This window comes from Halomonas sp. GFAJ-1 (genome assembly GCA_002966495.1).
GTDB lineage: Bacteria > Pseudomonadota > Gammaproteobacteria > Pseudomonadales > Halomonadaceae > Vreelandella.
The window spans coordinates 3,055,980-3,077,018 of sequence record CP016490.1; the positions used below are offsets into that span (position 1 = coordinate 3,055,980).

Annotated in this window: 15 protein-coding genes; 2 read left to right on the top strand and 13 right to left on the bottom strand. The window is 52.0% G+C overall.

Annotation, left to right across the window (positions count from 1 at the left end):
- Window positions 1–80 precede the first annotated feature (80 nt).
- From BB497_13785 to BB497_13815, 7 genes are all read right to left on the bottom strand, one after another.
- On the bottom strand, window positions 81–1,313 hold the full coding sequence (locus tag BB497_13785) for an NADH:ubiquinone reductase (Na(+)-transporting) subunit F (protein ID AVI63701.1): 1,233 nt from the start codon (window positions 1,311–1,313) through the stop codon (window positions 81–83).
- 66 nt (window positions 1,314–1,379) lie between these two features.
- Window positions 1,380–1,997, bottom strand: a complete 618-nt coding sequence (locus BB497_13790) for an NADH:ubiquinone reductase (Na(+)-transporting) subunit E (protein ID AVI63702.1) — start codon at window positions 1,995–1,997, stop codon at window positions 1,380–1,382.
- Window position 1,998: 1 nt separating this feature from the next.
- A complete protein-coding gene (locus BB497_13795) occupies window positions 1,999–2,667 on the bottom strand; it encodes an NADH:ubiquinone reductase (Na(+)-transporting) subunit D (GenBank protein ID AVI63703.1) in 669 nt (222 codons plus the stop codon).
- Between the two features lie 2 nt (window positions 2,668–2,669).
- The gene (locus BB497_13800) at window positions 2,670–3,488 is read right to left on the bottom strand and encodes a Na(+)-translocating NADH-quinone reductase subunit C (protein AVI63704.1); all 819 of its coding nucleotides are present in this window, start codon (window positions 3,486–3,488) and stop codon (window positions 2,670–2,672) included.
- Entirely contained in the window at window positions 3,488–4,711 is a 1,224-nt protein-coding gene (locus BB497_13805) for an NADH:ubiquinone reductase (Na(+)-transporting) subunit B (GenBank protein AVI63705.1), read from the bottom strand. Before BB497_13805 ends, BB497_13800 begins: the two co-directional genes overlap by 1 nt.
- A 3-nt stretch (window positions 4,712–4,714) precedes the next feature.
- Window positions 4,715–6,064 carry an NADH:ubiquinone reductase (Na(+)-transporting) subunit A gene (locus tag BB497_13810; GenBank protein ID AVI63706.1) on the bottom strand — a complete coding sequence of 450 codons (1,350 nt, stop codon included), beginning with the start codon at window positions 6,062–6,064 and terminating at the stop codon, window positions 4,715–4,717.
- 338 nt (window positions 6,065–6,402) lie between these two features.
- A complete protein-coding gene (locus tag BB497_13815) occupies window positions 6,403–7,866 on the bottom strand; it encodes a type I glyceraldehyde-3-phosphate dehydrogenase (protein AVI63707.1) in 1,464 nt (487 codons plus the stop codon).
- A 224-nt stretch (window positions 7,867–8,090) separates the two neighbouring features.
- Between BB497_13815 and BB497_13820 the strand changes: the two genes are divergently transcribed.
- Window positions 8,091–11,585 carry a transcription-repair coupling factor gene (locus BB497_13820; protein ID AVI63708.1) on the top strand — a complete coding sequence of 1,165 codons (3,495 nt, stop codon included), beginning with the start codon at window positions 8,091–8,093 and terminating at the stop codon, window positions 11,583–11,585.
- 150 nt (window positions 11,586–11,735) lie between these two features.
- Complete coding sequence (locus tag BB497_13825) at window positions 11,736–12,869, top strand: hypothetical protein (protein AVI63709.1); 1,134 nt, start codon at window positions 11,736–11,738, stop codon at window positions 12,867–12,869.
- A 101-nt stretch (window positions 12,870–12,970) separates the two neighbouring features.
- Here BB497_13825 and BB497_13830 read toward each other — a convergent pair whose 3' ends face one another.
- The 6 genes from BB497_13830 to BB497_13855 all read right to left on the bottom strand — a co-directional run bounded on the left by BB497_13830 (window position 12,971) and on the right by BB497_13855 (window position 20,822).
- Entirely contained in the window at window positions 12,971–13,234 is a 264-nt protein-coding gene (locus BB497_13830) for a hypothetical protein (GenBank protein ID AVI63710.1), read from the bottom strand.
- A 224-nt stretch (window positions 13,235–13,458) separates the two neighbouring features.
- The gene (locus BB497_13835) at window positions 13,459–14,088 is read right to left on the bottom strand and encodes a hypothetical protein (protein AVI63711.1); all 630 of its coding nucleotides are present in this window, start codon (window positions 14,086–14,088) and stop codon (window positions 13,459–13,461) included.
- Between the two features lie 156 nt (window positions 14,089–14,244).
- Window positions 14,245–14,709, bottom strand: coding sequence for a hypothetical protein (locus tag BB497_13840; GenBank protein ID AVI63712.1), 465 nt, complete (start codon window positions 14,707–14,709; stop codon window positions 14,245–14,247).
- A 151-nt stretch (window positions 14,710–14,860) separates the two neighbouring features.
- Window positions 14,861–15,322 carry a hypothetical protein gene (locus BB497_13845; GenBank protein ID AVI63713.1) on the bottom strand — a complete coding sequence of 154 codons (462 nt, stop codon included), beginning with the start codon at window positions 15,320–15,322 and terminating at the stop codon, window positions 14,861–14,863.
- Window positions 15,319–17,946 (bottom strand): DNA topoisomerase I, encoded by a 2,628-nt coding sequence (locus BB497_13850; GenBank protein ID AVI63714.1) that lies wholly within the window; start codon window positions 17,944–17,946, stop codon window positions 15,319–15,321. Before BB497_13850 ends, BB497_13845 begins: the two co-directional genes overlap by 4 nt.
- Before the next feature lie 308 nt (window positions 17,947–18,254).
- Window positions 18,255–20,822, bottom strand: coding sequence for a 3-hydroxyalkanoate synthetase (locus BB497_13855; protein ID AVI63715.1), 2,568 nt, complete (start codon window positions 20,820–20,822; stop codon window positions 18,255–18,257).
- Between the last annotated feature and the right edge of the window lie 217 nt (window positions 20,823–21,039).

Genomic DNA, 21,039 nt, shown 5'->3' on the forward strand with positions numbered 1-21,039 from the left:
CGTGTGGCATTTTTTCAACCGGACAAACAAACGGGGCTGACCCTAAGGCCAGCCCCGCATGCAGATCTAATACCGAACTATTAACCGCCGAAATCATCAAGCAGGATATTTTCCGGTTCAACGCCCATATCAAGCAGTAGCTTAATAACAGACGCGTTCATCATGGGCGGCCCACACATGTAGTACTCACAATCTTCAGGCGCAGGATGATCCTTCAGATAGTTTTCATACAGCACGTTATGGATAAACCCTGTTGGCCCTTCCCAGTTATCTTCGGGCTGAGGATCCGAAAGCGCTAAGTGCCACTTAAAGTTCGGGAACTCTTCTGCCAGCTGATCGTACTCTTCGTTATAGAACGTTTCACGCCAAGAGCGCGCACCGTACCAGAACGAAATTTTGCGGTCAGACTTCAGACGCTTGAGCTGATCGAAGATGTGGCTACGCATCGGCGCCATACCCGCACCACCACCGATAAAGACCATTTCAGCGTCAGTGTCTCGGGCAAAGAACTCACCAAACGGCCCCATTACGGTTACCTTGTCACCCGGTTTCAGGTTAAATACATAGGTAGACATAAGGCCAGGCGGGTGATTGGTGCCTGGAGGCGGCGTTGCAATACGAATATTGAACTTTAGCAGGCCTTTCTCTTCCGGATAGTTCGCCATGGAGTAGGCGCGGATGACTTCTTCGTCATTTTTGTGGGAAATTTTATAAAGATCAAACTTTTCCCAGTCGCCGCGATACTCTTCTTCGATATCAAAGTCAGAGAACTTAATATCGTACGGCGGCGCTACCAGCTGAACGTAGCCACCGGCACGGAAGGCAACTTCTTCACCTTCGGGCAGCTTCAAGTTCAGTTCTTTGATGAAAGTAGCGACGTTAGGGTTGGCCGTCACTTCGGTTTCCCACTTCTTAACACCGAAGACTTCTTCAGGCACTTCTACTTTCATGTCCTGCTTAACAGGTACTTGGCAAGAGAGGCGCCAGCCGTCTTTCTTTTCACGCATGGTGAAATGCGACTCTTCGGTGGGCAGGATAGAACCGCCACCCTCTTCTACCCGGCACTTACACTGGGCGCACGAGCCGCCGCCACCACAGGCGGAGGAAAGAAAAATACCGTTAGCAGCCAGCGTATTCAAAAGCTTGCCGCCTGCCTGCGTCGTCAAGGTGTGCTCGGGGTCGCCGTTGACTTCGATAGTCACGTCCCCGCTACTCACTAGCTTACTACGCGCTGCCAGGATGATCCCCGTTAAACTAATAACGATGACCGTGAACATGACAACACCGAGCAAGATGACTGATGTATCAACCATGTCGGTTTCCTATTGCTGAGGGTTTTCTGTACCTCGGCAGCCGGCTGCCGAGAAAACCAGCTCCGATTAAAGCTGAATGCCTGAGAAAGACATAAAGCCCAGAGACATTAAGCCAACGGTGATAAACGTGATGCCAAGGCCCTGCAAACCACCAGGTACGTCACTGTACTTGAGCTTCTCACGGATACCCGCCAGGGCAGTAATTGCCAGCGCCCAACCAACCCCAGAGCCGAAACCGTAGATCACGGATTCACCGAAGTTATAGTTACGCTCAACCATGAACAGTACGCCACCGAGGATGGCGCAGTTAACAGTAATCAGCGGCAAGAACACGCCCAGCGCGTTGTACAGCGCTGGTACGTACTTATCCAAGAACATCTCAAGGATCTGTACCAGGGCTGCAATAACACCGATATAGCTCAATAGACCCAGGAATGAGAGATCAATATTCTCAGCTCCGCTAATCCCAGTCCAAGTCAGCGCGCCTTCAGCGAGAAGGAGGTTGAATACTAGGTTATTAACGGGCACGGCAATCGTCAGTACCACGATAACCGCAATACCCAGACCAAAGGCAGCTGATACCTTCTTCGATACCGCCAGGAAGGTACACATGCCCAGGAAGAAGGCTAGGGCCAAGTTCTCAACAAAAACCGAAGCAACAAAAAGGCTAATATACTGTTCCATGTTACACAGCCTCCTTCGGCTTGGTATTGTGCTTCATCTTGAACTCGTTATCTTCTACCTGCTCGGGGTTGTAAGCGCGAATCGCCCAAATTAATAACCCAATAATAAAGAAGGCAGAGGGCGGCAGCAGTAGCAGGCCGTTAGGCACGTACCAGCCACCGTTTTGCACGGTCTCAAATACGGTGAAGCCGAAGACACTACCCGCACCAAACAGCTCACGGAAGAAGCCCACGACCATCAGTACAAAGCCGTAGCCCAAGCCGTTGCCAATACCGTCAAGGAACGATATGCCCGGCGAGTTGGACATGGCAAAGCCTTCAGCGCGGCCCATTACGATACAGTTAGTGATAATCAGACCTACGAAGACCGACAGCTGCTTAGACATCTCATAAGCATAGGCCTTGAGGATCTGGTCAACCACGATAACCAGCGATGCAATGATCGTCATCTGAACAATGATACGAATCGAAGACGGAATATGGTTCCGAATGACCGATACGAACAAGTTAGAAAACGCACACACAAAGATAACAGCCAGCGACATGACCAGCGAAACGCTCATGCTGGTAGTAACCGCCAGGGCAGAACAAATACCCAAGATTTGCAGCGCAATGGGGTTGTTCTTGAAGATCGGCGCCGTCAAAGCGCCTTTAGCATTTAAATCTGCCATGATCAGGCTCCTTCCGCTTCGAGTTCGACGTCAGCGTCCTGAGCATCTTCCTGGTCAACGCCGCTGCGGAACCTGGCTAAATATTCACCAAAGCCTTCTGGACTCAGCCAGAACTGCAGCATGTTGTTAACGCCATTAGCTGTCAGGGTAGCACCAGAGAGACCATCAACTTCATAATCGCCGGAACCACTACCTTTAACAACGCGGATAGCAGGATTCAGTTCACCTTCGTCATCGAAGATCCTTTTACCTTCCCACTGAGCTTGCCAGCGCGGATTGTTTACCTCGGCACCCAGGCCAGGCGTTTCACTGTGGTCATAGTAAGTAATACTCACAATCGTATTACCGTCACCTTCAACCGCCAGGAAGCCCATCATACGGCCCCAAAGGCCTTGACCACGGATGGGTAAAACAATCTGATCGGGGTCATCAGGGTCGCCGACCAAATAAACAGCCGCATAGTTCTCAACCCTGGATAGCCCAGCGATGTCGCGGGGACCAGACAGCGTACGACCCGTTGCGGGGTCACGAGACGCTTCAAAACCGTCAAACGTGTCAGCGTCGAACTGGTCAGTGTAGTCGCCAGTTGCCAGCTCAACGACGCGAGCAGTGATCTGCTCGCGGAACGCCTGCTCTACATCCACACCGGGTTCGTATAAACGCGCCACGTTTAGGATGTTGGTTTTACGATCCAGCTCCTGATTTAGCTGCTGCATGGGTCGTAGTGCAACAGCCGCCGTCGAAACGATGACTGAGCACACGATACACAGCGAAAATGCTACGGTCAGGATCTTCTTGATGGAGTTATTACCTTGTGCCATTAGGCAGTCTCCTCGGCCGGTACGCCAGTACGCTTGATGCGGCGCTTAATATTGGCCTGGACGAACATGTGATCAATCAGCGGCGCAAACAGGTTAGCAAACAGAATGGCCAGCATGATGCCTTCCGGGAAGGCTGGGTTCACCACGCGAATCAAGACTGTCATTACGCCGATAAGCGCACCGAACACTAGGCGGCCTTGGTTAGTCATCGCGGCGGACACAGGGTCAGTCGCCATAAACACCATACCAAAGGCAAAACCACCGATCACAAAATGCCAATACCACGGCATCTCGAACATCGGGTTAGTGTCAGAGCCAATCAAGTTAAACAGTGTACTCGTGATCACCATGCCCAAAAATACGCCCAGCATGATTCGCCAGTTAGCAATTTTGGTCCAAAGTAAAACGGCAGCACCGATCAAAATAGCCAGCGTAGACACTTCACCTACCGAGCCAGGTACGAAACCTAAGAAAGCGTCCCACCATGTGAAGGTGTTCGTTAATGCTGACATGCCGTCTTGGAATGCAACCGAAAGTGCAGTGGCACCCGAATAACCATCAGCCGCTACCCATACCGCATCACCAGAAATTTGCGCTGGATATGCAAAGTACAGAAATGCCCGACCGGTTAACGCAGGGTTTAGGAAGTTTTTACCGGTACCACCAAAGATCTCTTTACCGATAACCACGCCGAAGGTGATACCCAAAGCCACCTGCCAAAGCGGAATTGTCGCTGGCAGAATCAGCGCAAACAGTACTGACGTTACGAAGAAGCCTTCGTTAACTTCGTGACCGCGCTTGATAGCGAACATCACTTCCCAGAAGCCACCTACCGCAAACGTTACGAGGTAGATTGGCAAGAAGTACGTGGCGCCCAGTACAAAGTTGGCCCATAGGCTGCCGGGATCATGTCCGCCCGCCAGGGTCATCATGATTGCTTCACGCCAACCGCTCATGGACGCGTAGCCAGCATCAATAGCTGTATTAGCCTGCCAGCCTGCGTTCCACATACCAAAGAACATCGCCGGGAAGGTACACATCCACACAGTAATCATGATGCGCTTAAGATCTACACCATCACGCACATGAGAAGTGGTTTTTGCAACACTGGGCGGAGAGTAGAAAACGGTATCTATCGCTTCGTAGAGCGGGTAGAACTTTTCGTACTTACCACCTTTATGGAAGTGCGGCTCGAGATTATCGAGTGTTTGTCGAATACCCATTTATCAGGCCTCTTTCTCGATCATGGTGAGATTGTCACGCAGGATAGGGCCATACTCGTATTTGCCGGGGCAAACATACGTGCAAAGCGCCAGATCCTCTTCGTCTAGCTCAAGACACCCAAGCTGCATGGCAACCTCAATGTCGCCCACAATCAACGAACGCAGCAGCTGTGTTGGCATGAAATCCAGTGGCATGATGCGTTCGTAATTACCAACCGGCACCATGGCGCGCTCTGAGCCATTGGTTGATGTGGTTGGTGCGTAGTTGTTCAGGCCTTTGATCTTGGAAAGATAGATACCCATTACTGAGTGTCGGTTGGCACCTGTCGACAGCCAGCCCATGAATGTGCGCTTATTACCTTCTTCTAACAAGCTAATCTGGTTGTGGAAGCGGCCCAGGAAAGTAATTTTCCCTTCAGCGGCATTTCCAGAAAATACGGAGCCTGAAATAACGCGAGTGTCATCAGGTTGGATGATTTCTCCAGCCAAGAGTTCCTCGGTGCTAGCGCCCACCCGAGTACGTAGCAAACGGGGGTTTTCGGCACGCGGGCCACCCACTGCCACAACACGGCTCATATCCAACTGCCCTTCTACAAACAGCTTGCCGAACGCGATAACGTCCTGATAGCCGATGTGCCACACTTTCTTGTGCAGTGCGACGGGAGAAAGATAGTGAATATGGGTACCCACTAGACCCGCAGGATGCGGCCCAGCAAAGCTTTCTGTCGTTACACCACTCACATCACTTCCTGGCAAGGAAGCATCAGCACCCGTACACAGAAAAACGTTGCCCTCGGTCAGGCGGGTTAGCACCTTGAGGCCGTCTTCAAATGCTTGGGCATTTTCGTTGATGATTAAGGCAGGGTCAGCGCTTAGCGGATGCGTATCCACAGCGGTGACAAAGATATCGGAAGGTGTGCTGTCGATGGCTGGCGTACGTGAGAACGGACGGGTGCGCAAGGCAGTCCAGAGTCCTGACTCAACCAGTTGGTCGACAACGACTTGACGCTCTAGCTGCCCTAAAGCACCACGATCATGAGACGCGAATGTCATCGCTTCTTCATTTTCGTCTACTTTAATAACGACAGACAGCAAACGGCGTTTTTCGCCACGGTTAATTGCAATTACTTCACCGCTGGCAGGCGCTGTAAAGCGCACACCGTCAATCTTCTTATCGGTGAAAAGCAATTGGCCCAGTTTGACCTTATCCCCTTCCTGAACTTCCATCGTTGGCTTCATGCCAACGTAGTCGGTGCCCAGGATTGCCACGTGGCGCACACGCCGCGCATCTTCAATACGCTGCTCGGGCGCTCCCGTGATGGGGAGATCCAGGCCTTTTTTGACTTCGATCATAGTCTCGCCCAGTTGTTGGATCGGATATACGAAGGTAAGGGGTTCGAATGCTTATTTTCTGCTCAGTGAATTCTTGTTTTCTGTTCAGATTGTTACCAGTCAGGCCCAAGCACGCTTGAACCACCCCGAAAAATCTAACGTATTATAAAGATAAGAGCGGCCAATGACCACATCCCTGAGGGCCTCCAAAGGTGCTATATGCTTTTACAGCGCGTTTGTTTCTGGTACGAAAACGCCACCCGAAGGTGGCGTTGACAATAAGCGCTAGAAGAGCGGGCAAAACACCACCCTATCCTTAGCTATCAAGGCAGAACGCCTATGCTAAGCAAAGCGGGCAATTAGCCCACTTGGCGTGGCAGCTTCAAAAACTGCACATTCGACATCTGCTGAAGAATACGAATGACCTGGCAGCTATAACCAAACTCATTGTCGTACCAAACGTATACGACAGCATGATTACCGTTAGCGATGGTCGCTTTGGCATCCACAATGCCTGCATGGCGATTACCAACGAAATCAGAAGAAACCACTTCTGCCGAGTCGACAAAATCGATCTGCTTTTGGTAGGCAGAGTCAATCGACATACGGCGCAAATAGTCGTTGAGCGCCTCAGCGTCGGTGCCCTTATCTAGCGTCAGGTTCAAAATCGCCATGGAAACGTTGGGTGTTGGCACACGGATAGCGTTACCCGTTAGCTTACCCTCAAGCTCCGGCAGCGCTTTAGAAACAGCTTTTGCAGCACCCGTCTCAGTCAATACCATGTTAAGCGCCGCACTACGGCCACGACGGTCGCCTTTATGGTAGTTGTCGATTAGGTTCTGATCGTTGGTGTAGGCATGCACCGTTTCTACGTGACCATTCACCACACCGTACTCATCGTTGAGCACTTTCAGCACGGGCACAATGGCATTCGTGGTGCAAGACGCGGCTGAAACAATGCGGTCTTCATCACTGATAGAACCGTGGTTAATACCGAAGACAATATTTTTAATATCACCTTTACCCGGCGCCGTCAGCAACGCTTTCGCTGCGCCTTTGCACTCAAGGTGCTGACCAAGACCTGCTTCATCGCGCCAAATGCCGGTATTATCGACGATGACAGCGTTATTAATATCATAAGCAGTGTAATCGATTTCACTGGGTGAATCGGCGTAGATCACCTGTACCACATTACCGTTTACGATAAGCGTACGCGCCTCAACATCAATCGAAATAGTACCTTCAAAAGGCCCATGGACGGAGTCGCGGCGAAGCAGGCTAGCGCGTTTTTCAAGATCTTTTGCTACGTCACCACGGCCACGTACAACAATCGCGCGTAGGCGCAGCAAGTTACCACCGCCAGCCTTTTCAACCAGCACACGAGCCAGCAAGCGACCGATACGACCAAAGCCATACAGCACCACGTCCTGAGGCTCACCAGTGCTAGCACCTGGCTTGTAGCCATCAATGATTTCACTTAGCTCGTCACGCAGAAAGGCGTTTAGATCGCTTCCACTCTGGCGCTTAAAGTTGACGGCCAGCTTACCCACATCCACGTGGGCAGGACCTAGATTCAGCTCGCTCATCGCCTTGACGATGGGGAACGTATCTTCAACTGATAGCTCAGTGCCTTCGATCTTACGCACAAAGCGATGATCTTTAAGGATACGAATAACCGACCGTTTGATCAGCGAACGTCCGAACATGGTGGCAACAACGTTGTTCTGACGGTAAAGCTGCCCGACAAGCGGGATCATCTGCTCTGCCAAGGCTTCGTTGTTTTGCCAATCCTGAAAAACGTTTTCGAGAGCTTGCTGACTCACGTGCGGCCTCATTGAGTAGTGAAAACAGGGTCATAAAGAAAAAACCAATGTGCATTATCCTGGGCTTAAGGCTCAGTAGCAATCAAAGGTTAGTCGCACAGCATGTAGGGGTATTACAGAAAGAGTCCATTGACTACAAATCGCAAATGATATGGAGGCAACGAAACATAACAGAGCCGCCCATCACTCTTGCTCGGCGGGGACTCTAACTGGAAGTATTGATCGTGTATGATCCAAATTCCGTTTCAGCGCAAAACGATACCTTACTTATGCCTTCTTTCTCTCTGCTCGAACCACCCCAGCCACACGGGACTCGCGACACGCTTTACCTCACAGCGCCGCCGGGCAGTGCGACTGCCCTGGCACTCGCCCAGGTAGCGTCTAAGGCCCCACTACTGGTGATCACACCCAGCACCGCTAGCGCCCAACGTCTGGAGCAAGACCTAGCATTCTACAGCACCGTGCCTGTCCTCCCCTTCCCTGATTGGGAAACGCTGCCTTACGACAGCTTTTCTCCCCATCAGGATATTATATCCGCCCGCCTACGCACCTTACGACAGCTCCAGGACGGGGTTCGCGGGATTGTATTGGTTCCTATCAACACGTTAATGCAGCGCCTGCCGCCGGTGGAATATATCGCTGGCCGGGTGATGACCTTGCAAACAGGCGCCAAGCTCAATCGTGAAACGTTCAGGGAGTCACTCTCCCGAGCAGGCTATCGCGCTGTTGAGACCGTGTATGAGCCGGGTGAGTACGCTATGCGCGGCGCTATTATCGACCTTTTTGCCATGGGCATGGATGAACCTATCCGGATTGACCTGTTTGATGATGAAATTGATACGCTGCGTCATTTCGACCCAGGCAACCAGCGCTCTACCGATAAACTAGATCATCTTGAACTTCTTCCTGCCCACGAATACTCGTTAAGCCGTAGCGCCATTGCCTGCTTTCGGGAGCAGTTTGAAACCCTATTCGACGTTGATCCGCGCCAAAGCCCGCTCTATAACGACGCTCTCAAAGCCATACCCTCGCCCGGGCTAGAGCACTACCTGCCGCTATTTTTCGAACAGACCGCATCACTTTTTGAACACGTCACTGACGACACTCGCGTCGCATTACTACCTGGCATATTTCAAGCCGCCGAGCAGCATTGGCAAGCGATTGAGTCACGCTACGACAACCTTGGAGTAGACCCCACCCGGCCGTTAATACCCCCACATCGCGCATTCTTTCCCGTTAGTGAGGTCTTCTCGGCGATCAAGGCGCGGCCACGCATAGAGTTAACCGAAGATGAAACGCATCGCCATGCGCTAACCCCTGACGCCCAAGCACTGCCCACCCTGGCGATTAATGCGCGGGCAAAACAGCCGCTCAGCGCATTGGCCAATTTTCTGGAAGCCCAGCCCCAAACGCGAATCCTTTTTGCTGCAGAATCCAGAGGGCGCAGAGAAGCACTGGAAGAAATTCTAGCGCCGCTGCATTTACAACTGCCTCACGTGGAAAGCTTCCACGCCTTCCTAGGCAGCCAACACGGGATGGGCATCACCGAAAGCCAAGTTGGTAGCGGCCTGTGGCTTACTGAACCCAATGTAGCGGTAATTAGTGAAACCGAGCTATTTGGTGATGTGGTTCGCCAGAGCCGCCGTCGGGAAAAAGCGACCGATGATAACGAGCTTGCGGTTCGGCACTTGTCTGAGCTTAAGGAAGGTGCGCCGGTGGTACACCAAGCCCACGGCGTCGGCCGCTATATGGGGCTTGAGACCTTAGAGGCGGGCGGTCAGGCTAATGAGTTTCTCGCTCTCTATTATGCTGATGGGGCAAAACTCTACGTGCCCGTGGATAGCCTGCATCTAATTTCACGCTACAGCGGCGCAGACGACGAGCTGGCGCCCTTGCATAAGCTGGGCTCAGATCAGTGGGAAAAAGCACGCCGCAAAGCCGCCGAGAAAATTCGCGACACCGCCGCAGAGCTCCTTGATGTTTATGCCCGGCGAGAAGCCCAGCAAGGCGTGGTTTACGATGCTCCCGCTGAAGAGTACACCCGCTTTTCGGCTAGCTTCCCCTTTGAAGAAACCCCAGACCAGCAAGCCGCAATTGAGGCGGTGATCAGCGACATGACCTCCCCTCAGCCCATGGACCGCGTGGTGTGTGGTGATGTGGGGTTCGGCAAAACCGAAGTCGCCATGCGCGCAGCGTTTCTGGCCGTGCAGTCTGGCAGACAAGTTGTGGTATTAGTGCCCACCACGCTGCTTGCCCGCCAACATTTTGAGAACTTCCGCGACCGCTTTGCCGATACCGCGGTCAATATAAGCCTGATCTCCCGTTTTACCGCGGGTAAAGAGATGACTCAAACACTGCAAAGCATCAAAGAGGGTCAAACTGATATTGTGATTGGCACTCATAAGCTGCTTTCAAAAAGCGTTGAGCTGCCAAAAATAGGGCTATTAATTATTGATGAAGAGCACCGCTTCGGGGTTGCTCAAAAAGAAAAACTCAAAACGCTGCGTGCGGAAATTGATATTTTGACGCTTACTGCCACGCCCATTCCACGCACGTTAAATATGGCAATGAGCGGCATTCGAGATCTCTCCATTATTGCCACACCACCCGCCCGGCGCCTGTCAGTCAAAACCTTTGTGCAACAACGCGATAACAGCATTATTAAAGAGGCGCTCTTGCGCGAAATCTTGCGCGGCGGCCAAGTCTATTTTTTGCACAACGAAGTTAAAACTATCGAGAATGCCGCTGAGCAGATCCGAGAACTGGTACCAGAAGCCCGCGTAGCCGTCGCACACGGCCAGCTGCCTGAACGCAGTCTTGAGCGGGTTATGTCAGATTTCTACCATCGGCGCTTTAACGTGCTGGTGTGCTCAACGATTATAGAAACAGGCATTGACGTGCCCAGCGCCAACACTATTTTGATTGAGCGTGCTGATAAGTTCGGCCTTGCACAGCTACATCAGCTTCGCGGCCGCGTAGGGCGCAGCCACCACCAGGCCTATGCCTATCTGCTAACGCCGCCACCTAAGGCTATGACGCGGGACGCTGTTAAGCGTCTTGAAGCTATCAGCGCCTCTGATGATCTAGGCGCTGGCTTTACTCTAGCCAGCCACGATATGGAGATCCGCGGCGCAGGCGAGCTACTGGGTGATGAGCAGAGCGGCCAGATGGAAACCATAGGCTACACGCTGTATATGGAAATGCTTGACCGTGCAGTAAAAGCAATTCGTGCGGGCAAAACGCCTAACATAGACGCCCCCTTTAATAACGGCGTGGAAATCAGCCTCAACTTACCCGCCTTGATACCCGATGACTATATTCATGACGTACAGCAGCGGCTAGTCATGTATAAGCGTATTGCCAATACTCAAAGTGACGCGGAACTTAAAGAACTTCAGGTAGAGCTTATTGATCGCTTTGGCCTGCTCCCTGCCCCGCTGAAAAACTTAATTCGGCAGACCAAGCTTCGCCAACGCGCCGAACAGCTAGGCGTGGCCCGCATCGAAGCGGGCGAGAGTAAAGGCCGAGTGCTATTTAACAGCGCCACACAAGTAGACCCATTGACATTAGTGATGCTGATTCAAAAATCACCACAGCACTACCGTTTAGACGGCTCAGACACTTTAAGGTTTGAATTCCCAATGGAATCAGTCGAACAGCGTTTTGAAAAGGTTGAAACTCTGTTGACCACGCTGAATCAAAAAGTAGCGGCGACGTAATCCTTGGGGCAAACTTATACCTAAGAAGCACATTGGAAGCTTCAATAAGCCAACGCGCTTCTGGCAAATAAGGATGCTCCACCCTGGCAATAACACCTTTGCTTCACCTGACGTGCCTTTACTCAACTGCATTCACTATTAGGAACGACCATGAACACTCGCCATCTTTTCAACCTATGGGGCCCCACCAGCTTAGCGGTCCTGCTGGCGGCTAGCCTTACTGGGCCGGCCTATGCCCAGCCTGTAAGCGAGCAGCAGGCCAGGGGGCAAGCTGTGGTTAGTGATGCAGCTGTAGCTGGTGCAGAGCAGGCAGCCGATCACCGTGAGCTTCCACGCGGCCACTTCCGCTTGCCCGAAAAAGGCGACATCGTTGGTGAGTATTACACTGTCACGGTGGAGGATCAGGAAGAAACCCTAATCGATATCGCTCGTCGGCATAATATCGGCTTCGAAGAGATTCGCATGGCCAACCCTGATGTAAGCTTATGGGTTCCAGGCAAAGGCACAGAAATCGTCATTCCTGCTCAATACATCTTGCCACCCGCGCCCCGTGAAGGCGTCGTCATCAACCTTTCGGAACTGCGTCTTTATTATTACCCAGCCAACAACCCCGGTATTGTGGAAACCTATCCTGTTAGCGTTGGCAGAGACGGCTTTGCTACCCCGGTGGGCATTACACGCACAACGATAAAGGTTAAAGACCCCGCCTGGGCACCCCCTGCATCAATGCGCCGTGAAGCGGCTGAGCGCGGCGAACCAGCCCCCACCATCGTCCCCCCTGGCCCAGACAATCCCCTTGGCCGTCACGCCATTTTATTAGATATGCCTAGCTATCTCATTCATGGCACTAACCGCCCAGATGGCGTGGGTATGCGCGCTAGCCGCGGCTGCATTCGCATGTATCCGGAAGACATTGAATCACTCTATGAGCGCCTCCCCAGCGGAACTAAAGTAAACTTGATGGACGCCCCTTTTAAGGCCGGCTGGGCGGACGACGGCACGTTATTCGTGCAAACCTTCCCGCAGCTTGAAGAGAATATTGATGACTCTGAGCCGCTGCAGGACGCTTTAGCGCGACTCAACGACTTGGTTCAAGATCAAGTTGATGTTAGCGAAGAGCAAGTGAAACATGCGATCGAAAACCCGGATGGCCGCTTTATAGCGCTTTACGGCCCGCAAGCGCCAGAAGAGGAACCCGAGCAAACACCACTTAAGCTAGAAGGCTTGCTTGAAGAAGTGGAAGTTGAAGTGAGCACGACTGTTCGCATTAGCGACGAAGCCTAGGGCTATAGCATTACGAACATAAAAAAACCCCGCCGAAGCGGGGTTTTTTCACATCTACAGCAACTACTGAGCAAAAGTGATGCTCAGTAGTCCAAGCAGAATTACTTCTGCATGGAGCGCTGGAACATGCGGTTCATTTCTTCACGGTTTTGCTCAGTCATCTGCAGAGCAGCTTGCGCGTCGCGCTGAGCTTGGTTAGCAGTGTTCAGAGCTTGTGAAGCCATGCTGCGTGCTTCTGCAGCATCAGCTTGTGCAGATTCAGCAGTCATGCGAACTTCTTCCAGTGCGCTGGTAGAAGCACAACCAGCCAGGATTGCCAGAGAAGCGGCAGCGGCAGTCATCTTAAGAGCAGTTTTCAGAGTCATAGTGTTCTCCTTGAGTCTTCCTTGGGTACAACATTAAAGGTATGACAAAAAATAAGACTAAAGTGTTAGCTTAAATTTGTCTACCTGCGGTGCAGGTTCTTTACAGCGACTAGCACCGAGAATAATCTACTCGGCACACAAGTCAAACGCTGTTTTATAATAGACAACAACGGATGTCTATAGCCACTTGCTTAAAACCTCGAACTTCCTTCAACGACATAAGCCTAGCGGATCACCACGCGAGTGCCAACACTTACCAACCCTGCCACTCGCTCGATCTCTTCATTAGTAACTGCCACGCACCCTTGGGTCCAGTGGTAGCGACCATGAATATCCGGATCCCCTCCGCCAATACCATGAATACCAATAGCACCACCTAATGCGGTGGTTTGCGGCGGATATCCGTGGCGCCGATAGTAATCGAAATAAGCTTCATAATCAGCTTGAGAATAAATGCCTTTCTCAAGTGCCATCCGAGCATGCGGTGGCGTAGGATAATCGATACCTATGAAAATATGCCACTGGCTTTGATAATTAAAACGGTTGATACGGAACTCACCCAGCGGCGTGACGTTATCGCCGCGCACACGCTGAGTTTTTGCGCCTGCTCGACCCAATGAAATTGGCGCAATACGATCGATTAACGTATTGCCACGAAACACGCTCAACGAGGCCTCTTTATCGTCAATCAGCAGCCACAGCTCATTGCTGTGGCGAGGAATATGGGCTCGTGAAAGCAGCGTCTCAACCAGATCAGTCGGCTGATAATCACTCACAGGGCTAACAGTGGTTGCGTTGGCGACTACTGGCCAGCTTAGTGCTAGCGCCAAAAATCGGCGGCGGTTTAAAGGCATCGTTGTGGCTCTCACTTTGGGCCAGCTTGGCAGGCCAAATAAGGCATTTATGAGGGCTTTTATACCTTATTAACGCTACCACTGTCAGCGATTTCGCCGCACAAAAACCATTTTTTTCTGTGGTAACAAGCCAATTTAACTCATTTTTAACGCTTGTTAGATATCTTCAAACTCATGCATGCTAGTTACTAGCTTGCGAGCTTCAGCATTGTGCCCTTCGGCTAACGCTGTAAAAAACTCTTCTTCAGGCTCAATTTTTGACCGTGACGCACGATGCTCGTAAAGAGCCTGCAAACTGCGATGAGACTCTTCTGCCGTTGCCATTATTTCATCAATTGAGCCTGCTACCGAGCGTTCAGCAAGTGCCTCTAACAAGGGGGGCTGAGGGAAGTCACCGGACTCGTCAAACCAGAGTTCTAGCACTTCACGCTGGTCGCTGCCGTCATTAAAAAGTGCTTCCAGCCCGGTCTTCATTTTTAACTCACTAGAGGCGAGATAGGTTAACGCCATCGCCAGACGCTGATTATCAGCCTGCTCAGCAGCCTCTGTGTACTGGCGCGCCATGCGCGCATGGTAGCCTGCCGCCCACTCGATTAAATCCTTGACCTGGTTGTAGCGCATCCGTGTCATCCTCCCGCGTCATCTCATCATCGGTGAATTGAACTTATTGATTTTTAACGTACTGCTTAGAGTTTAGTGGTTTGTAATAGTTTCGCCACTCTCTCATTCTCTGCACTACTCTCTACTACTCTCTTATTCCCTCGACTACTCTCTACCACTCTTGGCTGGTTTCACGTAGCGCCGCTATTTCCTGTTTCGCTGCGGCTATATGGGTGAGTAACTGCTCTGAGAAAGAGGCCTGACTGGCGACGGCAATCATTGAAGGGTTATCTACACGCCGCTTGGCAGCCCCTTCACTGCTATGCAGCCGTTCAAGTTGAACCGTTAACCAACATAGCCAGCTATCCGGCTGGCTGATAAGGTCACGCAGGCGCTGAAGCTCAGCAATGGCTGGGCCGTCACTGGCGAGCAGCTGCTGCCAAGCATGGGTCTCCAGCCGCGCATGCTCGCAAACCTCTCTGAGCATGGCATTAAGCGCCAGCTCAAAGAGCGCCAAGGCGCTCTCTTCAATCGCCATTTGCCGAACGGGGGCATGCTCATCATCCCCGGCGGGCAAACCCACTAGCAGCTCTGCTTGATAAAGCAGTTGATTCGTACGAGACCGAGGGCTCACTTACGCTTGTCCTCCACATGCCATTTACCGGCTTCATAGGTCGCTTTCCAGCCAGTCGCCTTTCCTTCCTCGTCAGTCATCACAAACTGCTCTTTATTTTTACGCGAGAAACGAATTTGCGCTGGGCGTCCGTCTGGATCTTTACTAGGCGCCTTGAGAATAAAGTGGTACTTCTCCGGCAGTTCCTCGGCGTGGGACTTTAACTCCTCCACCAAGGGCGGGCGCGTTTCCCGGTTTTTAGGAAACTTGCTAGCCGCAAGGAATAAGCCACTGGCGCCGTCACGCAGTACGTAGTGGTCATCCACTTTTTGACAGGCCAGCTCTGGCATTGGAATTGGATCCATCTTAGGCGGCGCCACTTCACCACTTTTCAATAACTTACGTGTATTTTTACACTCGCTATTTGTACAGCCGAAGTACTTACCAAAACGCCCAGACTTCAGCTGCATTTCCGAGCCGCATTTATCGCACTCAATGATGGGCCCGTCATACCCTTTTATCTTGAACTTACCTGTCTCAATATCGTACCCATCGCAATCGGGACTGTTACCACAAATATGCAGTTTACGGGTTTCATCAATTAGGTAGTTATCCATTGCCGTGCCACACTTCTCGCAACGATGTTTGGCACGCAGGGCATTGGTTTCTGCTTCTTCACCGGCATCTTCGGCAACTGCCTCTTCGCCCGGAATCAGATCAATAGTCGTTTTACAGCGCTCTTTAGGAGGCAAGTTGTAGCCACTACAGCCAAGGAACACCCCGGTTGATGCCGTGCGGATCTGCATTTTACGACCACAGCTCGGGCAGTCGATATCTGTAGGCACCGGCTGGTTGGGGCGCATACCATCTTCGCTTTCAGCTTTGCTTAACTCTCCACGAAACTCTTCGTAAAAAGCATCTAGCAACGCTTGCCAGTTACGCTCACCTTCAGCCACCTCATCTAGGCTATCTTCCATACGCGCCGTAAAAGAGTAATCCATCAAGTCAGGGAAGGACTCTTTCAAACGCTCGGTAACGATATCGCCCAGTTTTTCAGCATAAAAACGACGATTTTCTAGCTTCACATAACCACGATCCTGAATCGTGGAAATAATAGATGCATAGGTAGAAGGCCGGCCAATCCCCTGTTTCTCCAACTCTTTTACCAAACTTGCTTCCGTATAACGCGGGGCAGGCTTAGTAAAATGCTGCTGAGGGTCAAGCTTTTCAAGGCCCATGGGCGTGCCTTTGGGCAAATCTGGCAGGCTTTGATCTTCGTTTTTACCACTGGGCTTCATAACTCGGGTATAGCCATCAAACTTAAGCACACGCCCTTTGGCACGCAGATCGTAACCTTCTACTTCAACACTTAGCGTGCTAGATAGGTATTCAGCCGGGGTCATTTGACACGCCACAAACTGGCGCCAAATAAGTTCGTAAAGACGTTCAGCGTCGCGTTCCATTCCCGCTAAGTCAGACGCTTTACGCTCAACGCTAGAAGGCCGGATCGCCTCGTGGGCCTCTTGGGCGCTCTCTTTACTACTGTAACGGTTAGGTGCTTCCGGCAAGTAGCGCTCACCGTACTCATCGCCAATAAAAGCCCGCACCCCCTCCACCGCATCTTTGGAGAGATTTGTGGAGTCCGTACGCATATAGGTGATGTAGCCCGCCTCGTAAAGGCGCTGAGCCATGGTCATGGTCTTTTTAACTGAAAACCCTAACCGACCACTAGCGGCTTGCTGAAGCGTCGAAGTGATGAACGGCGCCGTGGGCTTGGAGCTCGTGGGCTTATCTTCACGGGAGGTGATGGCAAGCTTCGCCTTGCGCAGTTTCTCAATGCGATCAAGGGTGTCTTTCTGCGAGGTTGGTCGAAATGCCTTGCCATCCTGACGCGCCAACACAAACCGCACCAGCTCACCGTCCGGCGAAACCAGATCGGCATGCACATCCCAAAACTCTTCAGGAATGAAGGCACGAATTTCACGCTCACGCTCCACGATCAGGCGAACGGCGACTGATTGTACGCGACCGGCCGAAAGGCCACGGGCAATTTTGGCCCACAGCAACGGAGAGAGCATGAAACCTACGACGCGATCTAGGAAGCGGCGCGCCTGCTGAGCCTCAACCCGTGGAATATTGAGCACCCCAGGTGCCTTAAACGCATCCTGGATAGCGTTCTTGGTAATCTCGTTAAATACAACGCGCTTGTAACGGCTTTCATCACCACCGATGGTCTCGCGCAGGTGCCAGGCAATGGCTTCACCTTCGCGGTCCAAATCCGTTGCGAGATAAACAGCATCAGCCTTTTCGGCTAATTTTTTTAGCTCGGCAACCACTTTCTCTTTACCGGGTAACACTTCGTAGTGGGCTTCCCATCCATTACCAGGATCGATACCCATACGCCGTATAAGTTGGTCCTGGGCCTTGCGCTTCTTATACTCTGCCTTCTCTTCCACGGACATCTTACGCGTTGCCGCGGCCTGGCGAGCGCGCTCCTTGGGATCGGAGGCTGCCTTACCTGAGCCGCTGGTCGGTAGGTCACGTATATGACCCACGCTCGACTTGACGATGAAATCGTTGCCGAGGTACTTATTTATCGTCTTCGCTTTCGCTGGCGATTCGACGATGACCAGTGACTTACCCATAGTGCTCCACTTTCCTATTGCTTAGGCTACCTAGCCCATGCTCTGAATACGGCGCCGCATCAATTAACATTAGCGACTGCGTGAAAAATGCGCCTACCCTACCCCAGCACTTACTTAAGCGCCAGTGGCAACCACGACGAAGGGCGCCACACTGAATGTGACCAGAACCATGCTGAGGCCCCATAAGTTTTTATCACAAAGTAGCTAGACACTAGACTGCCGTCACAAGGACGGCAACCCAAAATAAGCGCAAACAAATAAAACGCCCCTGCTTTTTAGCAGGGGCGTATACGTTACCAAGCCTTTGTTTAACGCTTACGCGGTGTTTTGCGTCGCGCCACTGCGGCAGGTTTTGGCTTTTCTCCCTCGGCATTATCACTAGGCGTCGCCGCCTGCTTTTTATCAGCCGTCGTAGTCGCTGCAGCCTTTGCAGGAGTGGCAGCGGGACTTTCACTCGCGGCTTTACCAGCCGTTTCAGAGGTTTCTTTAGCGCTATGGCTAGCTGGTTTTACCTCTGCTTTAGCTGCGTTTTCAGAGGCTGCGTTCTCAGGGGCAGCTTTCTGAGGTGCTTTCTCAATCGCCGCAGGCGTAGCCGCCTGTTTAGCCACGGCAGATTTAGGCTTAGCCGGACGCGCCTTATCAAACAGAGCCTTTACCTGACTAAAGCGCTCAGTGGCGTGCTCAGACAGCTCCCCACTGGCTGCTAAAACATGCTCTAGGTGCTCTACTTGGCTATCAATTTCCTCATTACTCTGCCCTTTTAGTAGGTCAGGTAGCGTATTGAGTGCCTGTTCCCGATCCATTTTCAGCAAAAAGAACTGTTCACGCACCAAGTGCTTGAAATCGCTTAGCGAGGCTGTCGGCTCAAGCTCGGCGCGAGAAGCGCGTAGTCGTTTAAAGTTACGTTCATCAGTCGCCGTTGCACCTCCCAGCACGTAAATGATCGAGCGCATAGCAGCCTCATGAGTACCGCCATGGGAGAACTTTTCGCGCAGCTCATTTTTGCGGTTCTCAATAAAGCGACGGTGCTCTGGCTCAGCACCAGGACGACGGCGATGCACATGAGCATCCCCATGCAAACCAACCGCCGCCTGCAAGAGAGGCTGTCCATAGATGTCCATAAACATGCGCTCAGTAGAGCTGTCGCGCAGGTCGCGCCAAGCATTAAGCCCCGCAGTAATTTGGTCAGACGCCATCGATTCCAGTGCTTTGAAGAAATTATCCTGGCCTATCTCCTGACGATTGCGGCGTACGGTTTCTGCCATCACCGGTAGCGGCACCGTTAATGGGTTGCGGTCAGAAAGCAACTTATAACCTAGGCGAATGGGGTGCATACGGCGCGTCCAGCGCGCCGCTTCCGGCGTCATCACCGCACGCAACCAAGGCTGCATAAAGAGACGATAAAAACCGAGATTTATCTCAGAAATACGCGCAACGGTCGCGAAACGCCGATCATCTTCGGGCTTATGCATCACATCGCGGTCTAACTCTTCAAAGTTACGCGCGGTAAACTCTAGCAGATAATCTCGCTCGATCAGCTCGGCATCATCGCGCTCACTAGCATGGGATACCGTCGTTTCGTAAAGCCCCGGGGGCATTACATCGATATAGTCCATGTTCGCCGTAAACTCTGAATGCTCCTTACGTGACACACTGCCGGAAACAAAGATCCCAAGGTGCCCCGTCGTATCGTGCAGGCAGTACACAATGGTCTGCTCGTTGGCAATGATGTCTTCTTCGCCTTCGTATAGATCCCGAATCCAGCCAAGCGCTTGAGGCGGCGGCGTAATATCATCGCCCCGTGAGCAAAACACCACAACCGGTGAGCGGACATTGCGCAAGTCAATACGGCGCCCATCCCGGGTGACTAACTGCGCGGTGGAAAGGCGGTTTCCGACAAAGAGGTTATCAACGATGTACTGGATTTCTTCACCACCCAAAACCACGTGGCCGCCCCACCAGCGTTCAAATTCTAGATACCGCTCTTTTTCAGTATCGATGTTTGAGTAGAGATGAAACTGTTTTTTCCAGTATGTATTAGCCGGATTGAGACGCTCAAAGTTTTGCACCAACCAAGCGCCATCAAACAGACCGTTACCTAAATCGCTGGTTAACTCGGTAATCCAGCTCCCCCCTGTCATGCCGCCGGTATAGCGCATGGGTGCTTTGCCATGCTCGCCCGCCCAATAAGAGAGCGGAGCACCCGCTATTAAGATGGGGCCAAAGACGTCGGGTTCTAACGCGGCAGCCATCATAATTTGCCACCCTGCCTGGCAGTTGCCGACCACCATCGGCTTTTCAAACGTATCAGGATGTAACGCGATAACATGGCGCAAAAAGGCCACTTCTGCTTCAACCACGTCTTCGACGGTTTGACCCGGCTCAGGGAACGGTAAAAAACCAATGAAATAACAAGGATGGCCAGCCTTTAAGGCTACCCCCAGCTCGCTATCGGGTTTAAAGCCGCCAATGCCAGGGCCGTGCCCTGCACGGGGGTCAACCACCACAAAGGGCCGCTTCTTGGGATCAATGTCTGTATTGGCGGGGGGAAGAACTCTCAGCAGTTCGTAGTTCGTCGGATGGGGCAGCGTGCGCCCATCGAGCAATACTTCGGTTTCAAAACCCAGCACATTGGGCTTGGTCTGCTCCATATGTTCAAGGTATTGGTTGCCGCGTTCGCGCATCGCATCCCAATAGAGAATGTTACGTTCTAAGCTATCACGCCAGTACGACATGGCAGAACGCCCGAACCCAAAAGGGTCGATAACGCTGGCAAGGGCTTCCCCGCCGGGTAGCGCTGTTAAATCATTGGCAATGCCTGACCAAGCACTACTGAGCCCTTGGTCAGGTAGTAAAGGGTTAGCGAGAAAGTTCATAGATCCTCCCGTTGGAGTGATGCGGGGCATCAATCCCGAAGCAATGATGCTGCAATGCAATATAGTTTAGGCTACTCTTCGCGTGACGTCGATGCTTCCCTTGATCAATTCTTACGACATAGCGCTGAAGACGGCTGACTACTTCAGTGGTAGCATCGTCTAATTAGCGCAAGCTTTAAAACGCTGTCTTTCATGAAGAAATGCCTTTATAAGCACT

Coding starts and splice junctions, on each gene's coding strand:
- BB497_13835 (AVI63711.1), bottom strand. CDS start 14,088: ATGCCTTTAAACCGCCGCCGATTTTTGGCGCTAGCACTAAGCTGGCCA.
- BB497_13810 (AVI63706.1), bottom strand. CDS start 6,064: ATGATCGAAGTCAAAAAAGGCCTGGATCTCCCCATCACGGGAGCGCCC.
- BB497_13855 (AVI63715.1), bottom strand. CDS start 20,822: ATGAACTTTCTCGCTAACCCTTTACTACCTGACCAAGGGCTCAGTAGT.
- BB497_13850 (AVI63714.1), bottom strand. CDS start 17,946: ATGGGTAAGTCACTGGTCATCGTCGAATCGCCAGCGAAAGCGAAGACG.
- BB497_13800 (AVI63704.1), bottom strand. CDS start 3,488: ATGGCACAAGGTAATAACTCCATCAAGAAGATCCTGACCGTAGCATTT.
- BB497_13830 (AVI63710.1), bottom strand. CDS start 13,234: ATGACTCTGAAAACTGCTCTTAAGATGACTGCCGCTGCCGCTTCTCTG.
- BB497_13795 (AVI63703.1), bottom strand. CDS start 2,667: ATGGCAGATTTAAATGCTAAAGGCGCTTTGACGGCGCCGATCTTCAAG.
- BB497_13785 (AVI63701.1), bottom strand. CDS start 1,313: ATGGTTGATACATCAGTCATCTTGCTCGGTGTTGTCATGTTCACGGTC.
- BB497_13790 (AVI63702.1), bottom strand. CDS start 1,997: ATGGAACAGTATATTAGCCTTTTTGTTGCTTCGGTTTTTGTTGAGAAC.
- BB497_13840 (AVI63712.1), bottom strand. CDS start 14,709: ATGCGCTACAACCAGGTCAAGGATTTAATCGAGTGGGCGGCAGGCTAC.
- BB497_13805 (AVI63705.1), bottom strand. CDS start 4,711: ATGGGTATTCGACAAACACTCGATAATCTCGAGCCGCACTTCCATAAA.
- BB497_13825 (AVI63709.1), top strand. CDS start 11,736: ATGAACACTCGCCATCTTTTCAACCTATGGGGCCCCACCAGCTTAGCG.